The organism is Nostoc sp. JL34 (assembly GCF_017114945.1).
Taxonomy (GTDB): domain Bacteria; phylum Cyanobacteriota; class Cyanobacteriia; order Cyanobacteriales; family Nostocaceae; genus Nostoc.
In genome coordinates this window covers 30383-51432 of record NZ_JABXKQ010000124.1, presented here as the reverse complement: position 1 = coordinate 51432, position 21050 = coordinate 30383, and the positions used below count along the sequence as shown (strand labels likewise).

The 21050-nt window shown below is 40.9% G+C and carries 17 protein-coding genes and 1 riboswitch; of the genes, 4 read left to right on the top strand and 13 right to left on the bottom strand.

From position 1 onward, the window contains the following. Nucleotides 1–45: 45 nt before the first annotated feature. Entirely contained in the window at nt 46–243 is a 198-nt protein-coding gene (locus tag HWQ44_RS21805) for a hypothetical protein (RefSeq protein WP_292722917.1), read from the bottom strand. 104 nt (nt 244–347) lie between these two features. Beyond that, nucleotides 348–1619, bottom strand: coding sequence for a glycosyltransferase (locus HWQ44_RS21800; RefSeq protein WP_292722914.1), 1272 nt, complete (start codon nt 1617–1619; stop codon nt 348–350). 163 nt (nt 1620–1782) lie between these two features. Next, nucleotides 1783–2008: riboswitch (cyclic di-AMP (ydaO/yuaA leader) on the bottom strand. Nucleotides 2009–2580: 572 nt separating this feature from the next. Here HWQ44_RS21800 and HWQ44_RS21795 point away from each other — a divergent pair. Beyond that, entirely contained in the window at nt 2581–3612 is a 1032-nt protein-coding gene (locus tag HWQ44_RS21795) for a DUF1350 family protein (RefSeq protein WP_292722911.1), read from the top strand. A 50-nt stretch (nt 3613–3662) separates the two neighbouring features. On the opposite strand, the gene argC is transcribed toward HWQ44_RS21795, so the two are convergent. The 4 genes from argC to HWQ44_RS21775 form a co-directional block, all read right to left on the bottom strand. After that, entirely contained in the window at nt 3663–4637 is a 975-nt protein-coding gene (argC, locus tag HWQ44_RS21790; protein ID WP_292722909.1) for an N-acetyl-gamma-glutamyl-phosphate reductase, read from the bottom strand. 144 nt (nt 4638–4781) lie between these two features. Further along, the gene (gene glpK, locus HWQ44_RS21785; protein ID WP_292723229.1) at nt 4782–6296 is read right to left on the bottom strand and encodes a glycerol kinase GlpK; all 1515 of its coding nucleotides are present in this window, start codon (nt 6294–6296) and stop codon (nt 4782–4784) included. 409 nt (nt 6297–6705) lie between these two features. Next, on the bottom strand, nt 6706–7875 hold the full coding sequence (locus HWQ44_RS21780; protein WP_292722906.1) for a PAS domain S-box protein: 1170 nt from the start codon (nt 7873–7875) through the stop codon (nt 6706–6708). 1217 nt (nt 7876–9092) lie between these two features. Then, on the bottom strand, nt 9093–10385 hold the full coding sequence (locus tag HWQ44_RS21775) for a hypothetical protein (RefSeq protein ID WP_292722903.1): 1293 nt from the start codon (nt 10383–10385) through the stop codon (nt 9093–9095). Nucleotides 10386–11245: 860 nt separating this feature from the next. On the opposite strand from HWQ44_RS21775, the gene HWQ44_RS21770 reads away from it, so the two are divergent. After that, nucleotides 11246–11560 carry a hypothetical protein gene (locus tag HWQ44_RS21770; RefSeq protein WP_292722900.1) on the top strand — a complete coding sequence of 105 codons (315 nt, stop codon included), beginning with the start codon at nt 11246–11248 and terminating at the stop codon, nt 11558–11560. Nucleotides 11561–11956: 396 nt separating this feature from the next. On the opposite strand, the gene egtD is transcribed toward HWQ44_RS21770, so the two are convergent. The 3 genes from egtD to egtC form a co-directional block, all read right to left on the bottom strand. Next, nucleotides 11957–12991, bottom strand: coding sequence for an L-histidine N(alpha)-methyltransferase (gene egtD, locus HWQ44_RS21765; RefSeq protein WP_292722898.1), 1035 nt, complete (start codon nt 12989–12991; stop codon nt 11957–11959). Nucleotides 12992–13181: 190 nt separating this feature from the next. After that, on the bottom strand, nt 13182–14522 hold the full coding sequence (egtB, locus tag HWQ44_RS21760; protein ID WP_292722896.1) for an ergothioneine biosynthesis protein EgtB: 1341 nt from the start codon (nt 14520–14522) through the stop codon (nt 13182–13184). Beyond that, nucleotides 14497–15285 carry an ergothioneine biosynthesis protein EgtC gene (gene egtC / locus HWQ44_RS21755; RefSeq protein WP_292722893.1) on the bottom strand — a complete coding sequence of 263 codons (789 nt, stop codon included), beginning with the start codon at nt 15283–15285 and terminating at the stop codon, nt 14497–14499. The genes egtB and egtC overlap by 26 nt, the downstream gene beginning before the upstream one ends. Nucleotide 15286: 1 nt before the next feature. Between egtC and HWQ44_RS21750 the strand changes: the two genes are divergently transcribed. Beyond that, complete coding sequence (locus HWQ44_RS21750) at nt 15287–16048, top strand: nucleotidyltransferase domain-containing protein (RefSeq protein ID WP_292722891.1); 762 nt, start codon at nt 15287–15289, stop codon at nt 16046–16048. Nucleotides 16049–16430: 382 nt separating this feature from the next. Here the strand turns inward: HWQ44_RS21750 and HWQ44_RS21745 are convergent, their stop codons facing one another. The 3 genes from HWQ44_RS21745 to bchM form a co-directional block, all read right to left on the bottom strand. Continuing rightward, entirely contained in the window at nt 16431–16811 is a 381-nt protein-coding gene (locus HWQ44_RS21745) for a DUF423 domain-containing protein (protein WP_292723227.1), read from the bottom strand. Nucleotides 16812–16897: 86 nt separating this feature from the next. Further along, the gene (locus HWQ44_RS21740; protein ID WP_292722888.1) at nt 16898–17377 is read right to left on the bottom strand and encodes a hypothetical protein; all 480 of its coding nucleotides are present in this window, start codon (nt 17375–17377) and stop codon (nt 16898–16900) included. Between the two features lie 507 nt (nt 17378–17884). After that, a complete protein-coding gene (gene bchM / locus HWQ44_RS21735; protein WP_292722886.1) occupies nt 17885–18571 on the bottom strand; it encodes a magnesium protoporphyrin IX methyltransferase in 687 nt (228 codons plus the stop codon). A gap of 162 nt (nt 18572–18733) precedes the next feature. On the opposite strand from bchM, the gene HWQ44_RS21730 reads away from it, so the two are divergent. Then, nucleotides 18734–18901: a hypothetical protein gene (locus HWQ44_RS21730; protein WP_292722883.1), complete on the top strand. Its 168-nt coding sequence runs from the start codon at nt 18734–18736 to the stop codon at nt 18899–18901. A gap of 123 nt (nt 18902–19024) precedes the next feature. Here HWQ44_RS21730 and HWQ44_RS21725 read toward each other — a convergent pair. Continuing rightward, nucleotides 19025–21050 (bottom strand): tetratricopeptide repeat protein (locus HWQ44_RS21725; protein ID WP_292722880.1); only part of this gene is annotated, 2026 nt, incomplete at its 5' end.

Here is a 21050-nt window from a genome sequence, read left to right as displayed (position 1 = left end):
GACCCGCCACTAATTGATTCTGAATTCTGAATTCTGCATTCTTCTTCAAGCTTCCTCTGTCAGCATCCAAGTGGAGTAAGCATCCTCGACAAATCTGCTTTGACGACGAGTTCCCTTATGCTTGCTTACTCTAACTTTCAGGGTAGTTATGTAAACTCCATCCATTAGCTGATGTCCATAACCACAAACTTGACCAACCTGCCCTGTTCTTTGATGCAAAGCATAATCTCCGATATTCAGCATAATTCTGACTTCCTAATTAACTAGGTTGAGTAGTTTGTATGAGAGTGTTTGTGCGCGGCAAAATCACTCTGATGATATTAGTTCCGCGCTCAAAGCTGTAGAAGTTAAGCTGCAATCCGGGGTCGGGTATTGGGTGCAGTTGGAGCCAGCAAACGACTGTATAACTGAGTCAGTCGGAATGCCACGCTATACCAACTAAAAGCAATTTCTGTCCGTTGCCTTGCCGCTTCACCTAACTGGTCTCGCCAAGCTGGGTTGATGAGAATGCGGTCTATGGCAGCAGCAAAAGCCACTTCATCTTTAGGGGGCGCAAGTAATCCTGTGACTTCTGGTACTACAGTAAACTGCAACCCACCGACATTACTAGCTACGACTGGAGTTTTACTCGCCATCGCCTCAATGGCAACTAAACCAAAAGGTTCATAGTGACTGGGTACTACGCAGACATCAGCGGCGGCGTAGTAGAAGGGGAGGATAGTTTCATCTAGGCGACCGGCAAAGGTTGTACAATCTTCTAATCCAAGTTCAGTGACGATACTGCCAATGCGATCGCGTTCGATTCCATCACTCTGACCTGGACGGCTGCCACCCCCAATCACTAGTTGGAGGTTAGCCTCACCCCTTAAACTAGACTTGGCAATGGCTCGTACCAAAGTTTCAATACCTTTGCGTCGGTCAAAGCGACCAACGTAGAGAACCATCTTGACATCTGGTGCAATTCCTAACTTTTCCCGTGCAGCAGACCGTTGAATTTCTCCAAATTTATCAGTATCGGTGCCACAGGGAATCATTTCAATGTTCCCCTTGCTAGAAACGAGTATCCGCATGTGTTTCTGTTCTTGCGGACTGGTGGCAACCACGCAGTCTATAGTTTCTAAACAGGCTTTTTCTACAGCTAATCGCTGGGCTGCAATTACGGGAACATCACTAATACTTCTGTATTTTACTGCTCCTAAAGAGTGGTAAGTATGCACCTGAATCAGCGGTTGTTGCTTTTTCAATTCCATACCAACCCAAGAAGACAACCAGTAGTTGGTATGAATTAGAGAGTAATGGAACCCTTGGTGCTGCTGGAATTGCTGGAATTCTCTGATGAATTCAGGTAAATAGTTGAATAATTTATCTCGCCCGATAAACTCAGCTGGGCCAGCGTTTAACCGAATAGTCCGACAGTTTGGACTATGTTGAGCGATCGCAGCTTGTTCAGGACTACTACGACGAGTGAACATATCCACTTGCCAACCTTGCTGGGCTAGGGCATAACCTACTTGACGCACATAGACATTTTGACCCCCAGCCTCTTCTTGACCGATTTCAACAGCTGGGTCACCATCAACAGAAATTAGGGCAATGCGATGTTTCTTATTCTGGAACATAGCTGATTTTCACCTCAAGGTAAATAATCCTGCCTCAGACGCCAGAAATCAAGATATTGTTATCCTCTCTCAAGGCCGAGGGCAGGCACAACGAACCGCAAAGTTACCAGCCAAAGGACACTGACGAGAACAAGGCATTACTTGTAAGAATGCTTCTCGTTCAGTCTCCTCTCAATGCCGACGAAGTTAGCTGACGGGCTAGGACTGAGAGATGTCCTTCTTAAGAAAGTTATGAGTTGTAAATTATGAATTATCAGTTATCTATGTTAGTAACTTTTAACTCCTCACTCTTAACTCTAACTTTCTCCAAGATACGCCCCAAACTTGGTTCCTCCGCTCCGGTTTACCCTTACTCACAAAATTTTTCAGGGAATTATAGTGGATTAAGCAGACTGATTTATTTTTCTTCACAGTTTATAACGTGTCATCATCAACTATGTCAAGAGTATGAACAAAAAAAGTGTGATAGGAATCACCTCAAAGCGCATTGTGCCTAGTGCTAGAGAATCAGTGTATAGAGGAAAATTGCAGTTTTTTAGATGCTTTCAACAATAAACTTACTGATATTCACCGCTACATTTTCTTTAGTCTCTGGGAATGAATTAGTCTTGATAGTTTCAGGTGTATAAATCTAACTACGAACTTGATTGAATTTACATTGAAGCTTTTCATAGTGTCACAGATATTACTCTGGTTAAAAAAAATACTAAAATCTAAAAGAGTCTATTATAAGCTTTGCACCAATTCAATTTCACTATTGAACTATAGTATTCCCTACTGCTTACTCCCTTTCATAAACGTGAATGCTGTAAACTTTGATAACTGTCTGCATTTACTATGTTCATAAGGCAAGGATCTCAGTTTTTTATAAAAAAATCTCTTAAAGAATCCGAAAAGCAGCAATTTAACTTTGGAGATTAAGTATACACCTACTAAAATGAGATGCACTCATTGCTAAATTATGGGAAATGTAAATTTAAAACTGAGATTTAAACCCGTTTCTCACAGTTGGGTTGCTCTACATCCACAGCCTAAAGGGGTAATTCAATTTATTGCTGGGGCTTTCTTTGGTACATTTGGCCCCATGCTTTTTTATCGCTATCTGCTTCAATCTCTATTCGAGCAGGGATATACGATTATTCTTTTGCCGTTTAATTTTACTTTTAACCATTATGTAGAAGCTGGTTTTCTCATGAGAGAGCAGTATGAAATTCTGCCGCAACTTGTGAAAATGGCAAGTGTTGCAGGATATGATTATGAAGCCTATCTAGATGATAAAAACTTTTCTTGGATTGGACATAGCCTTGGCTGTAAATATATCTCGCTGTTAGAAGGATTTACTGCTCTACCTCCAGAGCCTCAAGAGAGAGAACAGTTTATTCGGAATTTACTATCTAAAACTTCCGATGAGTCACAGATAGAAAGTGTGATTGCAGACATTAACATTCTCTTTGAAGAACTAACGCGAAAAAGGGATGAAGTTAAAAACTTAATTTATACTTATGTGCAGAAAAATATCAATATTAACAGTGTCTTCATTAAAGGGCAGGTTTCTATCCTCTTAGCACCTGCTATTGCTGACACAGGGAGCGCAATTCGTCCTCGATTTTTAGCGGATATTATCGATAATCTTGGTTGGGGTGTGAAACCAACCGTTAAAGAAACCCAGACTTTAATCTATGATAGTGGGCTATTTAATATCATGGGTTTAGTCTGTTTGAAATCAGATAAGATTGCTAAACCAACCGGTGAATGGTTTACTGATATTCTGCAAAAGCCACCTGAAAATTTTCGGAAACCTTTAGCAGGTAAACATTTAAGACCTCTAGGCATTCAGCTAGCTAAGTATGTCATTAATCTTTTTGACAAACCCCTGGTTGAATCAGTTCAAGAGCGAAATCAAGGATTTGAGCATAATGTTATTCAGTTGCTTGAAGAACTGAAAAAAAATCAACATAATGGGCATAGGGCAGAAGAGGCAGAGGGGAAATAGTATACTGCAACTTCTCCTTTTCTCCCCACTCCTCACTGCTTAACCCTTTTTCATGACAATCCCAACTCTTCTGGAAAACCGAGCATGATGTTTAGGTTTTGGACAGCGGCTCCTGATGCGCCTTTACCCAGGTTGTCAAGACGAGCAACTAACAACACTTCTTTAGTGGTGTCATTGGCAAATACAAAAACCTGAACAATATTGGTATTATTCAGTGCGATTGCATCCAAAAATGTTCCGCCTCTGAGCAGAGTAGAATCTTGGTATGGAGCAACCTGCACGAACTTTTCACTTTGGTAGTAGTTAGCGATCGCTTGATGGATAATCTCACCTGATGGTGGATTATCCAAAGTCCCCAGCGGTAAAGGTACTTGTACCAGCATCCCTTGCTCAAAATCCCCTACTGCGGGTACAAACAGCGGCGGCGATGCTAACCCTGAGTAATGATGCATTTCCTTAACGTGTTTATGCCCAAACTGCAAACCGTAGATGCCATAGGGATAGAGTGACTCTGCTCCGGCTTGCTGCTCATGGAAGGTATGGTACTCTTGAATGAGATTCTTCCCGCCACCAGAGTAACCTGACACTGCATTAACGGTGATGGGAAAGTTGCTGTTCAGGAGTTCCTTGGCAATCAACGGACGGATACAAGCTAAAAATCCTGTGGGATAACAGCCTGGATTGCTGACAAACTGAGCGCTGGCGATCTTCTCTCGCTGTCCTGGATTTAGTTCAGGGAAGCCATATACCCAGTCTTTAGCCGTGCGATGGGCAGTACTAGCATCAAGGATCTTAACCCTAGTATTACTGACTAAGCTAACAGCTTCGCGGGCCGCATCATCAGGTAGGCAGAGAATCACAACATCAACAGCATTGATTAGTTTGGCTCGCTCAGATGCATCTCTACGTTTAGATGCGTCAATACTAACTAACTCAATGTCATCCCGTTGGTTGAGGCGTGAGTAAATCTGTAAGCCTGTGGTTCCTGATTCCCCATCAATAAAAATCTTCGGTTTAGTAGTCATGCGCTTCTTAAGATGTGAGTGATATTTTGACTGATTAATACTTACAAGAGAAGGCAATAGGCAGAAGGGAAGAATTACAGCAGTTTACTTTTTAAGTAAGGTACAAAATACAGGACTCCAAATTTAGATATAATTCTGAATCGGCTACTCCTCCCAAGCCAGAGTGCGTTTCACTGCCTTTTTCCAAGTAGCAAAGTTAGACAATGGATCATCGCCCCCCGGCTCAAACACACGTTCAATCTGCCGTTGTTCTACCAATGCTGCATAGCTCTCCCAAAATCCTACAGCTAAACCTGCTGCAAATGCTGCACCCTGAACGGTCGTATCACGCATTATGGGCCGTTCAACTGGAATACCCAACACATCAGCCTGAAACTGCATCAGGAAATTATTCTCGCAAGCACCACCATCTACGGTTAATCGCCCAACTGGAGTACTGCTAGATGCATTTATTGCTTGCACCACCTCTAGAACTTGATAGGCGATCGCTTCTAGCACAGCGCGAACTAGATGCTCTGGTTGTACACTGGCGGTAATGCCGAAAAAGGCTCCCCTAGCGCTCATATCCCAGTAGGGAGCGCCCAGTCCACTAAATGCAGGCACAAAATATACTCCGCCATTATCTTTTACCTGATTTGCCATCGTTTCAGTTTCAGCAGCAGTTTTAATCAGTTTGAGGCGATCGCGCAACCATTGGATACAAGCTCCACTAGTAAACATACTGCCTTCTAGCGCATAGCCTACATCTAAACTTCCCCTTGAATTTCTTTGAGTCCATGCCACCGTGGAAATGAGTTGATGTGGCGAGCGCACAATTTGATCGCCTGTGTGAGCAACTAAAAAGCTACCAGTTCCGTAAGTACATTTCATCAAACCAGGGCGATCGCAGCCATGACCAAATAGAGCAGCTTGCTGATCTCCCAAGATGGCAGTAATGGGAATTTCAGCACCCAACAAAGTCGCATCAGTGACTCCAAATACTCCTAAACTCGGCTGAATCTGGGGCAAAATATGAGCCGGAATCTGGAACAGATCCAGTAAAATCTCATCCCATTCACAGGTTTTGAGATTCATCAACATTGTACGGCTGGCGTTGCTGTGGTCAGTGGCATGGATTTTCCCACCTGTGAGATTCCACAACACCCAGGTATCAATAGTACCTGCCAAGACATTGTTCAAGTCAACATCTGTAAACTTGTCTAACAGCCATTTGAGTTTGGTAGCAGAAAAGTAAGCATCGATGATTAATCCGGTGCGATCGGAAATTTCTTCAGCGTAGCCTTGCTCTTGTAACTGGTGGCAAAAGGGAGCAGTGCGGCGATCTTGCCAGACGATCGCTCTATGGAGTGGTTTACCAGTAGTTTTGTCCCAAATCAAACAGGTTTCGCGCTGTACAGTCAGTCCCAAAGCTGCGATCGCGGATGGAGCAATCTGGGCATTCCCAATTGCGGTTTGCATCACCCAACAGGTATCCTGCCAGATTTGTTCGGGATCATGCTCTAACCATCCAGGCTGAGGATAATGTTGAGTTAGTTCTTTGTATGCCTGCCCAACAATCTTGCCATCTGCGTTAAATACAAAGGCGCGGTTGCCTGTCGTCCCTAAGTCCAGTGCTAAGATGTAGCCCGATGATGGAGTTGTGTTGCTAAGTATGTGCATAGCCGCTTTGAATGCTGCGTAGGCGTAGACCAACCTAGGCATTGCGATTTTAGTAATACTCGTCAAATCAGATATACATTATTTTGGGTACATTTTGAATTCCCTGTTTGCATAGCGTTGCACTTAAGTATCTAGGCATAAATCAATTTAAAGTTTGTAGTCAGGACTTTAGTCCTGATAATCCTTGCTCTGAGCGATAAATCGCTCACTACAAACTAGGAGTTTATTTTATATTTAATTATGTTTACCTACTTACTTTGCCTCTCTGTACATTTAAAAATGCTACGATTTTACGCAAAAACGTGGTTTGAATTAGTCCAAAAAGAGAAAATTTTTCCACTCATAAGGGGCGGGGTATACACCAAAATCCAATAACCAATGACTACTTAATCAATCGACTGCCAAATAATTAATCGAAATCTTTTAATATAATATGTTTTTTTAAGTCAAAACTGATTAGACCTTGTTCTTGTAATTTGCCCATCAATCGTGTAATTGTGACTCTCGTAGTACAGCAGGCGCTAGCAATATCTTCATGAGTGAAGCGAACACTTAAACGAGTTCCCTCCGGCACAGTTTCACCCACTTCTCGTTTCAAAAGTTGTAATAGATCGTGCAAGCGTTCTTGTACATGTCGTCTTCCACAAATGACTAAAAAAGATTCTGTTTGCTGTAAGCGGTGATTAATTTTTGGTAAAAGAGTATGGCTCAGATTTGGGGAAGCTGCTATTTCTGCCGCGTAAATTGACACCAACTTAACATCAGAGAGGGCTGTTGCTTGGTAAATGTTTAGAGATGTCAAACTAGAACCAAAAACCATTCCTGGTGTCGCCAATCCTATCAACAATTCTTCGCCCGTTTCACAATACGTACTCAGCTTGACCAAACCCTGACAAACATAGCAAATTACTAATGGGTTGAGGGGAATAGTTTCTCCTTTAGAATGCTTATATATGGGACGATCATTGAAAAAGTCGCCGTCATTTTTGACAATTGCTGATTCTCTGTCCTGACGCTCAGTAATATTACGCAGCATCCAGCGTAGAGAGATTGCCTTACCCTGGTGATTGCGCACAACTGCCACTGTCAAAGCTGCATCAAAAAACTCGCCATAACGTTGTTGTAAACGTACAAATAACTCTTTAACTCTGTCTGATTGATATAGCTGCATTAGTTCGTTATGAACTTGCTGACGTTCTTGTACAAGGACAAAGTTAACCATTGGTTTGCCCACCAAAAAATGCTTTGAAACATTAAGCAACTTAGCTGCGGTGAGGTTAGCTTCTTGGATGATTCCTTCTGTATTAGTAACTAAATAGCCATCTGGCGCAAACTCGAATAAATCTTGGTAGTGTTGACGTTCTGCTTCTAACCAATTTCGTGTTTGTACTAGTTCCTCATTTTGCTGATAAAGTTCCTCCGCCGCTAACTGGACTATTTTTGAAGTGTTATAGAGTTCCTTGAAAGCTTGCGGCAGTAAATCCGGGGGAATCCAAGGTAATACATTAGCAGTTTGGTATAAATCTGCTAAACCCTTGTGCAATACTTCTGCGCGTTGGATAAATTTTTCTATGTTCACCTTAAATTCCCGCTACTTGCTTGCAGAGGTTGAGCAAAAAAATCTACTAGGTAAATCCTCGGAATAATTGCAGCATTCCTGATTTTGCTGAGTGATAAATTTAACTGGTTGTAAACTGCAATTGTTATTCAATTGAACTTATAAAAGTACATTTATTTTAGGTTTTCGACAATTTATTTCCTACAGCACTACAGATGAGTAAGCCAGTTTTTGAAATAACACCTGTTACATTCAACCTAGATGCTCAAAGTAGACTGAATCTAGGAAATTACAAAGTGTCCATTTAAAACTTTCGCCACTTGGGTGCTTTTTTACAAGAAATTCTACAGTATTTTGCTAAGTATTACTTCTACCTTTGGTGGGAAAAATCGGTAAACTCAGCTAAATACAAGCACCAAATCTGCCGAACTAACGACTATGCAAATTTGTGACTAAACTGATAAACCAGTCAAAATTATGACTAGTAGAGAAATTAGATAAGATACCAAAGTCAGAAAACCTTAGTTTCTTACTATTGTTTAACCTGCTTTGTCATTCCCCCAATGAATGATTTAGCGCTAATGATAATTGTTTCCATTATTATCCAGAATAACTGATCAGATTTTCCCCAACTTCCATCACAAGAGTCAAGCCACTACTACCAAAGACATAGAATCTAAGTTAAGTTTGTTTGTGATCGTGAATACGTTCCCTATTAATAAATTTCACAATAAGATTCCCAACTCCTCTAAGAAGTCGTGAATCTGAGCCTTTCGATTTTCAAATCCATTATGGAACTGTTTGGTACAGGCAAGGGTAAAACTTCTGAGGACGAGCAATAGTCGAACTATTACATCTAAAATTGCAAAATAGATATTGATCAATTACAAATGTTTGTATATGAAAACACATATTAAATTAATAATTATCCGCCTCTTTAGTTAGAGGATAAATGAAGTAGTAAGCTGGTGTAATTTAACAATGCGTAACAGCTTATCAACGCGCAAGTCATAAGGAGTGATGGGTGAGGTGTCAATACTATAAAATCTCGTCACTCCTTTTTACTTACCGAAGCAAGGCAGATAGCAGGAAGCATTACTCTTCCTGCTATCTGCCGTAACTGAAAAAAAGCATAGAGTTTAAGACCCCACCAAACTTTTAATTTGGTGGCTTTATTCAAGAGAAGTCTGAATCCCCAACTGAGATAAAACCTTCTGACTCCTACCTCTTTCAATAGCTTAACGGATGCCATCATTATCAATGGCGCTGTAGCTATCGCTGGGGAAAAGTCCCAACCAAGGGTCAGAACTAGGAGTTAAAAATAGTTGGGCATATACTTGTTCATTCAGCGCTTCTACATTCCTTGTTTCCTTACCCTGCATAAACCATTGATGAATTTGGCTGTGCAGCATATATTCATTTCTGACTGTATCTAAAGCCATTGCGGCTTCAAATTTTTTCACTATTGTTGGCAAATTATCTTCCTGAGTATTGGCAGACTGAGACTTTTTAGCTTTGATTAGAGAAATGCTGTTTTGATCTAGCTTGGCATCAACGGCATAGAGTTGAGCGATTTTATTCCAAACTTCCTGGTCGGTTATTTCAGCTAAGGCGTTTTGATTCCGTTCAGCACTAGACTGGAGGGCACTCAGCATTGGCGTTTCAACTCTCATCTTAGAAACTGCTAAAGAACTGGCTATTTCTGCTGTAGGTGGCTGACTAGGATTGGTCGGAATTTTCACCAACTTAGGGGGAGACTGGATACCCAGGCGGGATAAATCTGCAACCCATTGGGCTTGGATAGAATTCAGGCGATCGCTGTGGTATTTTCTTAAATAAGACTCGCGATCGCTTGGTGTAAGTTTACTATAATTTTTTACTGCTACTTCAGCCTGCTGTAGCTGACGCAAAAATGCTTTGGGACTATATAACCCTGGAATTGCATCTATTGGACGCCCCGATGCATCCAATATATAATGAATGCTATTGCCTGTAATCGTTCGCTCTAACTTGCGTCCGTCGCCAAAATCAATAGTTACTTTAGGTACAGGGCGCACTGATTGCCAGTGCAAAATGAAGCGGTCTTGAAGCAGTTTAGAAATTTCAGCATTCGGATACAACGCAACCCTGAAGAACCTACTATTAGCACAACTCAAATCCTGATCCAGCCTACCCAGCAACCGCAGAGATAAAATGGGTTTACCACTAGTTCTAGCAGCAGCTTTGGCTTGTTCTATGTCAGTGTACCAGTACAAGTGAGAGGCGTAACAGTCCCGTTGTTGGCAAAGTTCGTCTAAAGCTACGCGGAGTGCAGGGGAAGGTAGAACTGCACCGGAAGAATCGCTATTTAGCGGATTGTTATGGGATTTGAGAAATACTTCTAACCCTGTTGGGCCCTGTTTCCGAAGCACAGAAACTTCCTGAGATAGCTTGGAGATTTCAGCTACAGGAGTTTGAGCATCAGCTGTCTGCAAAAAACTGAAGCTGACTAGCATCAGTGCAAAAGGATATTTGAAGGTTCTAAATTTCATATATTTTCAGAAAAATAGGAGGTGCGGGTGTCACTATTAGTAACTAGAGAAGTCTAGTTTAACTTGTCATAATACCCAGATGCTCTGAAAGTTTCTCATGGGATGGTAAACCTTAAAATATCGACATAAATCAAAAAAACTCCCATTTATTTTTTGGCTGGTTCATCTGATAGAAACGGCTTGCAGTTCTAGAATGTCTACAGCTAAACTTATATATAGCAAGCAATCCTAAATCATTGGTGAGAAATAAGCTCCCCAACTTTTTAAATCATTCGGGGAACTGTGGGTTTATATTCTCAGTATTTACCTAATATAGTCAGATTAGTATCTATTGCTGAACGGATACACGTATTTATTTATGAAAGCTACTTCATCAAACTCAGGGTTTGTTAAAAATTCATATAGTTTTTCCTATATTTAGTTAAATATGCGAATTAAGAGTTGATTTTAGATAAATCAGCTTTTTGAAAAAGTTCAGTAACATTCCTCTTTTAATAAGAAGTTCAATATCACTAAAATATTAATGGTTGTGCAGAGTTAGTTGATTAAAAAACGTCAATTATTTCAGGTGCTATCTATTTACCAACTCTCTATCAGACAAATTCAGTAGTCTTAAAATAACCACTCTCTTTTTACCAAAGAGAAGTTTACCTTACCCTTGATTGAGATAGGTTCGGTTATTGTTAGCGAATTAACGTATTAAGCACTAGTAGTCTATTCATTTATAAATCGCTGTGTTCAGGTTTGATTGGACAACAGCGCCATGATTTATATTGGGAAATTGCAGTTTTATTTCCAACTAATAACAAACACAACTTCCTTAAGCTTTGAATATTTATCAACCCACTTTACTAATCCCCATGCAACAATATATTTCTCATTTGCTCATATTGGTATTAGGAGCAAGTTCGACTTTTATCGTTACTCCATCTCAAGCTGAAACTCCGGTAAAGCCCAATAGTCAGAATACTGATAATCTTACTTCTATATCTTCAAATTCACCTTCGGCTATCCAATTGAATGATTTTGCCAATTCTACTAATAGCAAACCAGCTATCCTCTCTGAGGCAGGTAATAACTCTTCTACTACTAATGCCAATATAACAGAAAATAAGCCTAAGCCACGGGTTCCTATATTCAGCAGAATTTTTCCCACACCTTCAATGCAGCAATAATTAGCAGTTAAACATTTAGTTGACTCACTTGCACTGATATACAACATTAGCTATAGCAATCTTATTTAATTTGTGAGAATTGCAACCCGCAGATCCCCGACTTCGTAAAAGTTGTCGGGGATCTTGTTTCTGCGCGTTTGATTCAGGATTGCTATAGTGAAAATATTATCCCAGTGAGAGAGATTCTAATTGTTTTCTCTTCTTGGGGTAGCACGAATATTAATCTATAGCGGTTCTTGTTTGTATGCAAAAGACTTTGACCCCTCTCCTAAAAGGAGAGAGGCTTTGAGTGTTACTCTCCAACGCTACAAGGGTTGGGACTGTTTTTGCTAGGTTTATATTGGTATTGGATTCAACTGAGAACCGCTATCTGTGTGAGGCATACGCTGATTTGCTTTATGCTTGTAGCTGACAGAGTAGTAAACCAAACCATTGATTTGGATCTGTCCACACATGAAGAGGTAATAAACCTTGTGCAGTGAGTTGCTGCTTAATAGTATTAGGGTCAAATTTGCGAGAAATTTCGGTGAGGATAGTCTCACCTAGGGCAAAATTAACCTTGAGGTTAAGAGCGTGTAATTCTACAATTTGCGATCGCAAGCTGCGTAAATGCATTTCTATTTGATCCTCACTTTCATTGTAAAACGCCCAGTGTTCAAACTGTGTGGTGTCAAAATTCCCCTCAAACCGCTGATTTAAATGTTCCAGCATATTGAGGTTAAATGCTGCCGTCACTCCTTGACTGTCGTTATAAGCTGGTTCCAAAATCTGTTTCGGCTTTCGTAAATCTATCCCCAACAGTAAATACTCACCTACTTGTAGAGCATTTGTAATTTGAGAGAAGAATACATCACACTCATCAGGTGTAAGATTACCTAAAGTGCTACCAATAAAACAAATCATCCGACTGGGTAATTGCGTCGGTAGGAGTTGTGCAAGGGCTAATTCATAGGTTCCCGCTAGTGCATAAACTTGTAGTAAGGGATAATCTCCCAATAACTGCTTGGCACTACTTTCTAACATCCCTGCACACACATCAATTGGTAGATAGTGTAGGGGATAGCCTAGCTGCTGGTACGCATCTAGTAAAATGCGGGTTTTGCTAGAACTGCCACTGCCAAGTTCTACCAATTCACAAGGGCCAGTTATCTGGGCAATTTCGCCAGCATACTGCTGTAAAATCCTTGTTTCTGTGCGTGTAAGATAATATTCTGGTAAATCACAGATTTGCTCAAACAGATTAGAACCACGGTCATCATAAAAGTAACAGGGAGGTAGAAATTTAGGTGTTTGAGTTAATCCCTTTACTACATCACTCCCACTACTAGGTGCAACTATTTGATTTGCTCCTAACAAACGCTCTATCTGCAAGCGTTTTTCAACGCTGCTTTGAGAAGTAATATTGCTGTTAACAGCTTTAGATATCGACATTAAACCTCCGTTTGCTTGGCGTAATAGGTTACCTTTTATGGCAGACCTTTACCCCAATTAGTGAAACACATAGCCATAGCTAATAAAATCATGCTTGAGCAATATTGCTCAAGCATTCAAGCTATTTTTAGCTATTTTCCCATTAAAATTACAGCAAGTAAGCGCTTAAGTGCTATTACTAACTTGTTACTTAATCAGCAGCACAGCGAAACCCTGCGAATATCTGGCGTACACCAGGATGATACCAATTGCGAAAACTAGAACGCAGTACCCAAGGACAAGTTGCCCAACTACCGCCTTTTAAAACGCGGTGCTGCTGGTCAAAATAAACTTGCGAGTAACCTGTGTAAGGGTAACTTTGGAAACCTTTGTAGCCATTAAACCAGGAAGCTGTCCACTCCCAAACATTGCCAAGAGTATCGTACAAACCATAGGCACTTTGCCCAGCAGGGTAGGCATCTACTGCCGTTGTGTTACCAATTAGATGATGTCTACGACGGGCTACGCCTACGCAATTACAGTGTTGGGCGGTTGGTTCTTCATCTCCCCAAGGATAGGTGCGGTGACTATTAGCTCGTGCATCCCAACTGACTGCTTTTTCCCATTCGGCTTCTGTAGGTAGTCGCTTGCCTACAAATCGCGAGTAGGCCTCAGCTTCATACCAACTTACACCGCAAACCGGGTGATTATCGTCACCGTGTAGCTTGCTGTCGTAGGCATCGCTACACCAGTAAAGCGGTTGTGTTACTGACTGAGTTTGTAACCATTGCCAACCGGATTCTGACCACCAATGAGAATTTTGGTAGCCTCCTGCCTCCATGAATGCACGATACTGTCCACAAGTCACAGGGTAGCGGTCAATAAAATACGTATCTAAATATACTTTGTGTGCCGGACGTTCATTATCCAGAGCATCACTTGAGTTGCTCCCCTGCTCAAATTCACCACTGGGGATTTGAATCATTTCTGTGAAAGTGCCGAGTTGTGAGCTTTGAGAAGAGAGTGAAACAGAAGAATAACTAGTTTCCCTCTCGATTCCCCATCGCCCCTTATCCCCAGCGGGGGGGCCAAGTTCCCCATTCCTCCTATCTAATTCCAACACAAAACTAATAATTTCATAGTGCTGACTTTCGTGCTGAATTAAAAAGCGCCAGAGACGTTCTTGCTGCTCGATATTAGCTACTTCTAGATATTCGAGAACTTTTTCTCTAACTGTGTCTAGATAATAACGAATTTCTTTTAAGTTTGGTAAATGAATGCGTTCTGATTTGGGCAAACCATCAGCTGCAAACAGCTTACGATATTGTGGGAACAAACAAGGGCTACCTGCACTGCGTTCTAGCAGCCATAAAGACTCGATATAGGCAATATGTCCCAAGTGCCAGCCAACAGGGCTAAAGTCAGGATGAGACTGACTAGAGAATGTGGCTTCGTCCATATCTTGGAACAGTAGAAAAGTTATCAGGCGACATTCATGAAAGGCTTGATAAATAGACTCTTTCACACTAGATTTGCTCAATTTGGATCTCACAGTCTGCTCCCACACTAATAATGCTATTTTCTGGACAAGCAATCCAATTACCTATAAATAGAGGTTCGGACGCAATAATTACGGATTTTGGAAAAGTCGGATCATCTCGTATCCAGTAAAGAGATGGAGGCGGTGAAGTGGTAGCAAAGCGAGAAGCTATTAGGCGATGCCCGTCACTAAAGATTATATTGAGTGAAGCTTCGACTTCATAGCGTTTTGCCATCTCTAAAAGCGTTAATAATGTGCTGCGTAAAGCATATTCTGGAGGTCGATGTTTGTTAATTTGACTTTGTGAAAGTAACAATGCAAAAATGTGTTCGGAATCAGTACTGCCATGAATTTTTTCGTAAAATTCTTGAGTTAAAGTGCTGCGAATTTTTCTGTATAATGTTTTGCGGAAATTTTCGATTCGTCCATTGTGAATAAACAGCTGTTGTTGATGGTTAAAGGGCTGACAATTAGCAAAATCTACGGATTGTCCTGATGTAGCACTGCGGACATAAGCAAGTACACACTTTGATTCAACATAACGGCTCAGACTGGGTAGGTTTATATCATTCCAAATAGGCAGGGTATTTTTGTAGACAAAAGGGTTAGTATCTTTTTGACTATGATACCAACCCACACCAAAGCCATCTGCATTTACTACCCCAGAGGTCATTTCGCGGGGTTGATAACTCTGGACTATCAGTGAATGTTCTGATTTATACAGAAGATGATCTAAAGAAACAGGCGAACCGAGGTAAGCAAGTAAACGGCACATTATGAATATTCCACCTTCTATTAACACAATTATTGGGCAACAGCCTTACCCGCTTTTATTCACCATCATCAGTGGTTCCCACTTATATGGCTTTCCGTCACCTGATTCTGATTATGACTTGCGTGGTGTGCATATTTTACCAGTTCAAGAAGTAGTAGGATTAGAGACTGGAAATGAAACTATTGAAGTTTCAGAAGTTCGCGAATCTTTAGAAATTGATTTAGTAACTCATGATGTCAAAAAATTCTTTTTGATGCTACTTAAAAAGAATGGTTATGTTTTAGAGCAATTGTATTCACCTTTAATATTAACAACTTCATCTGAACATGAAGAATTGAAATTTATTGCTAAAAATTGCATTACTCGTCACTATAGTTACCACTATATGGGTTTTGCTGCAACCCAATGGAAACTTTTTCATCAAGAGCAGACGCATCGAATTAAGCCATTGCTTTATGTTTATCGAGTCCTCTTGACAGGGATTTATCTGATGCAAGCAGGGGTAGTTGAAGCTAATTTAATTAAGCTCAATGAGGTTTTTAATTTACCATATATTCATGATTTAATTGCTCAAAAGTTAGCAAGTACAGAAAGGTCTATTTTGTCAGATATTAATGTAGATTTTCATCAAAGAGAATATGAACGTCTGCGTAATAAGTTGCAGGAGGCGTATGAATCTAGCCCATTGCCTGAAGTACCTTCAAGTAATGTGGCTTTGCATAATTTGTTGGTTCGCTTGAGAGTAAGAAGCTATGAATTATGAGTTCATAACTCCTCGCTCATGATTTTTTTTTAAACAGAACTTTGGTAGTTTTAAATTCTGCGTTACCTATAGATAGCAGTACTAGTTTATTTGGGTTTTAATAGGTAAAATGATTGCAAATTCTGTTCCTTGCTCAAATTCTGATATTATTTATATTTTACCTTGGTGTTTATCAATTATTTGATCACAAAAATTTAAACGTTATTTAGCAATACACTTATGCAATTAAATATTTTTTAATGCTCATAGTTTATGTAAAATTACGGAAATTATTTTTATGAGTTTGGCAATCTTATGTGTTGGAAAATATGCGATAAAAAGCAGGAAATTGAGCTTCCAATAAATGGAGTTAGGAGTTTTTAACTTCTAACCCCTAACTTTTTTACAACTTCAAATTCCAAGCCGCAAAAGCTAAAGCAGCCCAACCAGCAAGAAAGGCTGCACCGCCTAGTGGTGCGATCGCTCCCAAGGATTTAATACCGGTTAAGCTAAGGGCATACAAGCTACCTGAGAAAATAGCAATGCCGATGAGAAACAGCCATCCACTGGCGATGAGAGTGGGTTGAGGGGACTCAGTACGACTAATTAGTATGGCTACTAAGAAAAGCGCTAAAGCATGATACATTTGGTAACGAGCGCCAGTTTCAAAAATTTCTAGCGATCGCTCACTAATTTTTTCCCGTAAGGCATGGGAAGCAAAAGCACCAGCAGCAACTGACAAACCGCCTAAAATGGCAGCTACGCTCAAAAAAATCTGCGTCATTAGACCTAGCCGTAAGTTGAAGATCGTCATTGGTCATTGGTCATTAGTGAATAACAAATGACAAAGGACAAATGACCAATGACAATTTAGACATCAAAATGATATGATACAGCCCCTTCTTCGTTCACCTTAAAGTTTGCATTGAATTCTTTAGCTTTTTCATCTAAATATTGTCTGGCGTTAGCTGCGGGTAGTTGTGACTGTATGGCAAAGCCTAAAACAGTTACGCGCCCGTGATTTTCTTGTAGCATCTCATAAAAAATCGATTGCAGGCGATCGCTAACTTGTTGATTAATCGCCTTTTTATCCTGCCGACTTTGACGGTACAATCCCAATGCTAACCATGTACCCAGTGTTAGGGTAGGAACGCCAAAAATTAGACCGCCAACAGCAGCATTATTATCTTCATAAGTAGCATTCGGTGCGTTAAACTCATACTCACTTGTAGGTATTATGATGGCTTTACGTGTAGCAAGTTTTTCTAATGCCGCTGTTGCTGATAGAGTTACAAACATGAATCCGAGTGTCAGTAGCCAACCGGCAGCTAATTTTTCAGCAGTTTTCATAGTTTCACTTCAGATTTACACTTTGCTTGCGATTTTAACCTGAGTTTCATAAAGGTTCCAATATATCAATCTCCTCCCAGCGACAGTTTTTTAGCTTTTACACAATATTTTTTTGCCTACATTGCTTAATTAGTGCAGCGTTGGTTAATACAATGTCACCCGTTATGGTATGAAATTAGGAAATTAGAGAAACTAGATAAACAAGAAATTAAATACACCTATGAAACTCTTTGAGTCAGCATTCCCAGAAATCTATATCCTCTGTTGAAGCTTCAAAGAAAAAGTTTTATCTGAATAAAACGTAAATATGGTTAGTTGCTTTCACAATTTTCTTGGAAGCAGCTGCGATCGCTACCTTTGTAAAAATGTATGATTATGCAGAGCGGAACAACGGTTATTTAGAGAAAAAACAAGGCTTGATGCCAACTGCAATATCTACCATATCTCAGGTTTGATATTGTCAAATCGCAGCAAGAGGTTTATTATACCTTTGCTGCGATTTTAATCTTACTCGCGTGTAGCTTCCAGTAAGCGAGAAAAATAGAAGCGAGTCTTCGTCATTGCCCGTCGTTGCAAAGAAAAGCCATTACTTTCCAAGATTTTCACCACATCAGCCTCACGATGCAAATATGCACGAGTGGCTTTACTAGGCCCAGGAAAGAAACTGCCAATTTTCTTGAGTATACTCAGGGCACAGGTCTTCGGTGCAAAACTGAGAATTATCCGCGATTGTGCCAAAGAACAGAGGTGAGATATCATCTCATCGGCTTTTTCTTGGGGGTAGTGAATAAGAACATCCAAGCAAATAACAGTATCGTAACTACCACTCAACGATTCCAAATCCTGCACAGCAAAAGTAGGATTTTCGGTATTTCCCAAAGTTTGCTTCGCTCTATCCTTGCCTTCTTCCACCATTTTTTCAGAAATATCGGTGGCATAGACTTTGGCACCATCTACCGCCAGGGGAATGCTGAGACTACCGACACCACACCCAGCATCACAGATTGATAGTTGTGGTAAATTGTTATCAGCCTTCAGCCAACCGAGTACTGTATCCACGGTTTGCTGGTGTCCAGTGCGGATGTCTAGTTGAACTTTGTTGACTTCGCCATCGCCGTAGATTCGCTTCCAACGGTCAAACCCTGTGGAATTGAAATACTCACGAACAATCGTTTTGTCGTCGGCTACGTTCATAAACTTTGATTTTTAGGGGTTCCCAATGCTTAAAATTATCATTGATAGGAACCCATAAGAGCGGTCTTCCAGATTTTTCCAGATGATAGTTCGCAGATAAGCAAGGATACTTACGTACATACAGGAACTCAGGGTGTCGAATTCCAGTCCAGACGCGCAAAATTGAATTGCGATCGCAAATCACCTCCAAATCGAGTAGAAAGATTTGTATCTCAATTGTGTTGTTGGGAGAGCCAAATTCGTGATGTGCGAGTCAAAGCCAGTAAAATAATTGCGAGCGCTTTTGTCTCAGTGATGGGAATCGACAAGAGCGATCGCGTGGTTTTATAACTATTCTCCAAATTACTCTTGAGATAATAACGGCTCAAATGATTGGTAAGCCTTATAGTTCCGAACATATAGTTGAAAAATAGCCGACTATTTCCGTTTCCATAAGATAGTAAATCAATATTATCACCGAAACCAACTGCCTATCCAACGCCACAACCGATGCAACCACACCCAAAACCCACGACGATGGACTACAGGCGTTTGTGGTTTAGAAAGACGCTCAATTGCATTGTTACAATCTTGCACATTAGCATCGAGTCCCATCGCCTGACAAAGTTCACGGGCATTGCGATAAGCACCCAGCGCGTCTGATTCCCGATTGAGGTTTTCTAATGACAGACCTAAATTAAACCATGTGATCGCTTCGCCATTGCGATCGCCTATTTCCCTAGCTATATCCAAAGACTGCTGCAAGAACTCTATCGCCCGTTGGTACTGCCCCTGAGAGTTGTAAGCATTACCCAAATTACCTAAGGATGCGCCTTCAGAATTGCGATCGCCTATTTCCCTAGCTATCTCCAAAGACTGCTCAAACAAAGCTATCGCCTGTTGGTACTGCCCCTGAGAGTTGTAAGCATTACCCAAATTACCTAAGGATTTGCCTTCAGAATCGCGATCGCCTATTTCCCTAGCTATCTCCAAAGACTGCTGCAAGAACTCAATCGCCTGTTGGTACTGCCCCTGAGAACCGTAAGCAATACCCAAATTCATTAAGGATTTGCCTTCAGAATTGCGAGCGCCGATTTCCCTAGCTATATCCAAAGACTGTTGCAAGAACTCAATCGCCTGTTGGTACTGCCCCTGAGAGAAGTAAGCATTACCCAAACTGATTAAGGAATTACCTTCGCCAAAGCGATCGCCGATTTCCCTAGCTATATCCAAAGACTGCTGCAAGAAATCTATCGCCTGTTGGTACTGCCCCTGAGAGAAGTAAGCATTACCCAAATTAGCTAAAGATAAGCCTTCTGTTTTGCGATCGCTGATTTCTGTAGCTATATCCAAAGACTGCTGGTGGAAATCTATCGCTTGTTGGTAATGCCCTAGAGATAAGTCAGCAACACCCAAATTCATTAAGGATAAGCTTTCTGTTTTGCGATCGCCGATTTCCGTAGCTATATCCAAAGACTGCTGGTAGAAATCTATCGCCTGTTGGTACTGCCCCTGAGAGAAGTAAGCATTACCCAAATTAGCTAAAGATAAGCCTTCTGTTTTGCGATCGCTGATTTCTGTAGCTATATCCAAAGACTGCTGGTGGAAATCTATCGCTTGTTGGTAATGCCCTAGAGATAAGTCAGCAACACCCAAATTCATTAAGGATAAGCTTTCTGTTTTGCGATCGCCGATTTCCGTAGCTATATCCAAAGACTGCTGGTAGAAATCTATCGCCTGTTGGTACTGCCCCTGAGAGAAGTAAGCATTACCCAAATTAGCTAAAGATAAGCCTTCTGTTTTGCGATCGCCGATTTCCCTAGCAATGTCCAAAGACTGCTGGTAGAAATCTATCGCCTGTTGGTACTGCCCCAGACATAAGTAAGCATTACCCAAATTAGCTAAAGATAAGCCTTCTGTTTTGCGATCGCCTATGTCCCTATATATTTTCAAAGACTGCTGGAAGAACTCAATCGCTTGTTGGTACTGTCCCAGGGAACGGTAAGCACTGCCCAAATTGTTTAAGGAACTACCTTCACCATTGCGATCGCCAATCTCCCTTTTGATTTTCAAAGACTGCTGGAAGAACTCAATCGCTCGTTGGTACTGTCCCTGATAATTGTAAGCACTGCCCAAATTGTTTAAGGAATTACCTTCACCATTGCGATCGCCTATGTCCCTAAATATATCCAAAGACTGCTGATAGAACTCAATCGCTTGTTGGTACTTTCCCTGATAATTGTAAGCATTGCCCAAATTGTTTAAGGAACTACCTTCGCCATTACAATCGCCTATGTCCCTTTTGATTTTCAAAGACTGCTGGAAGAACTCAATCGCTCGTTGGTACTGTCCCTGATAATTGTAAGCACTGCCCAAATTGTTTAAGGAATTACCTTCACCATTGCGATCGCCTATGTCCCTAAATATATCCAAAGACTGCTGATAGAACTCAATCGCTTGTTGGTACTTTCCCTGATAATTGTAAGCATTGCCCAAATTG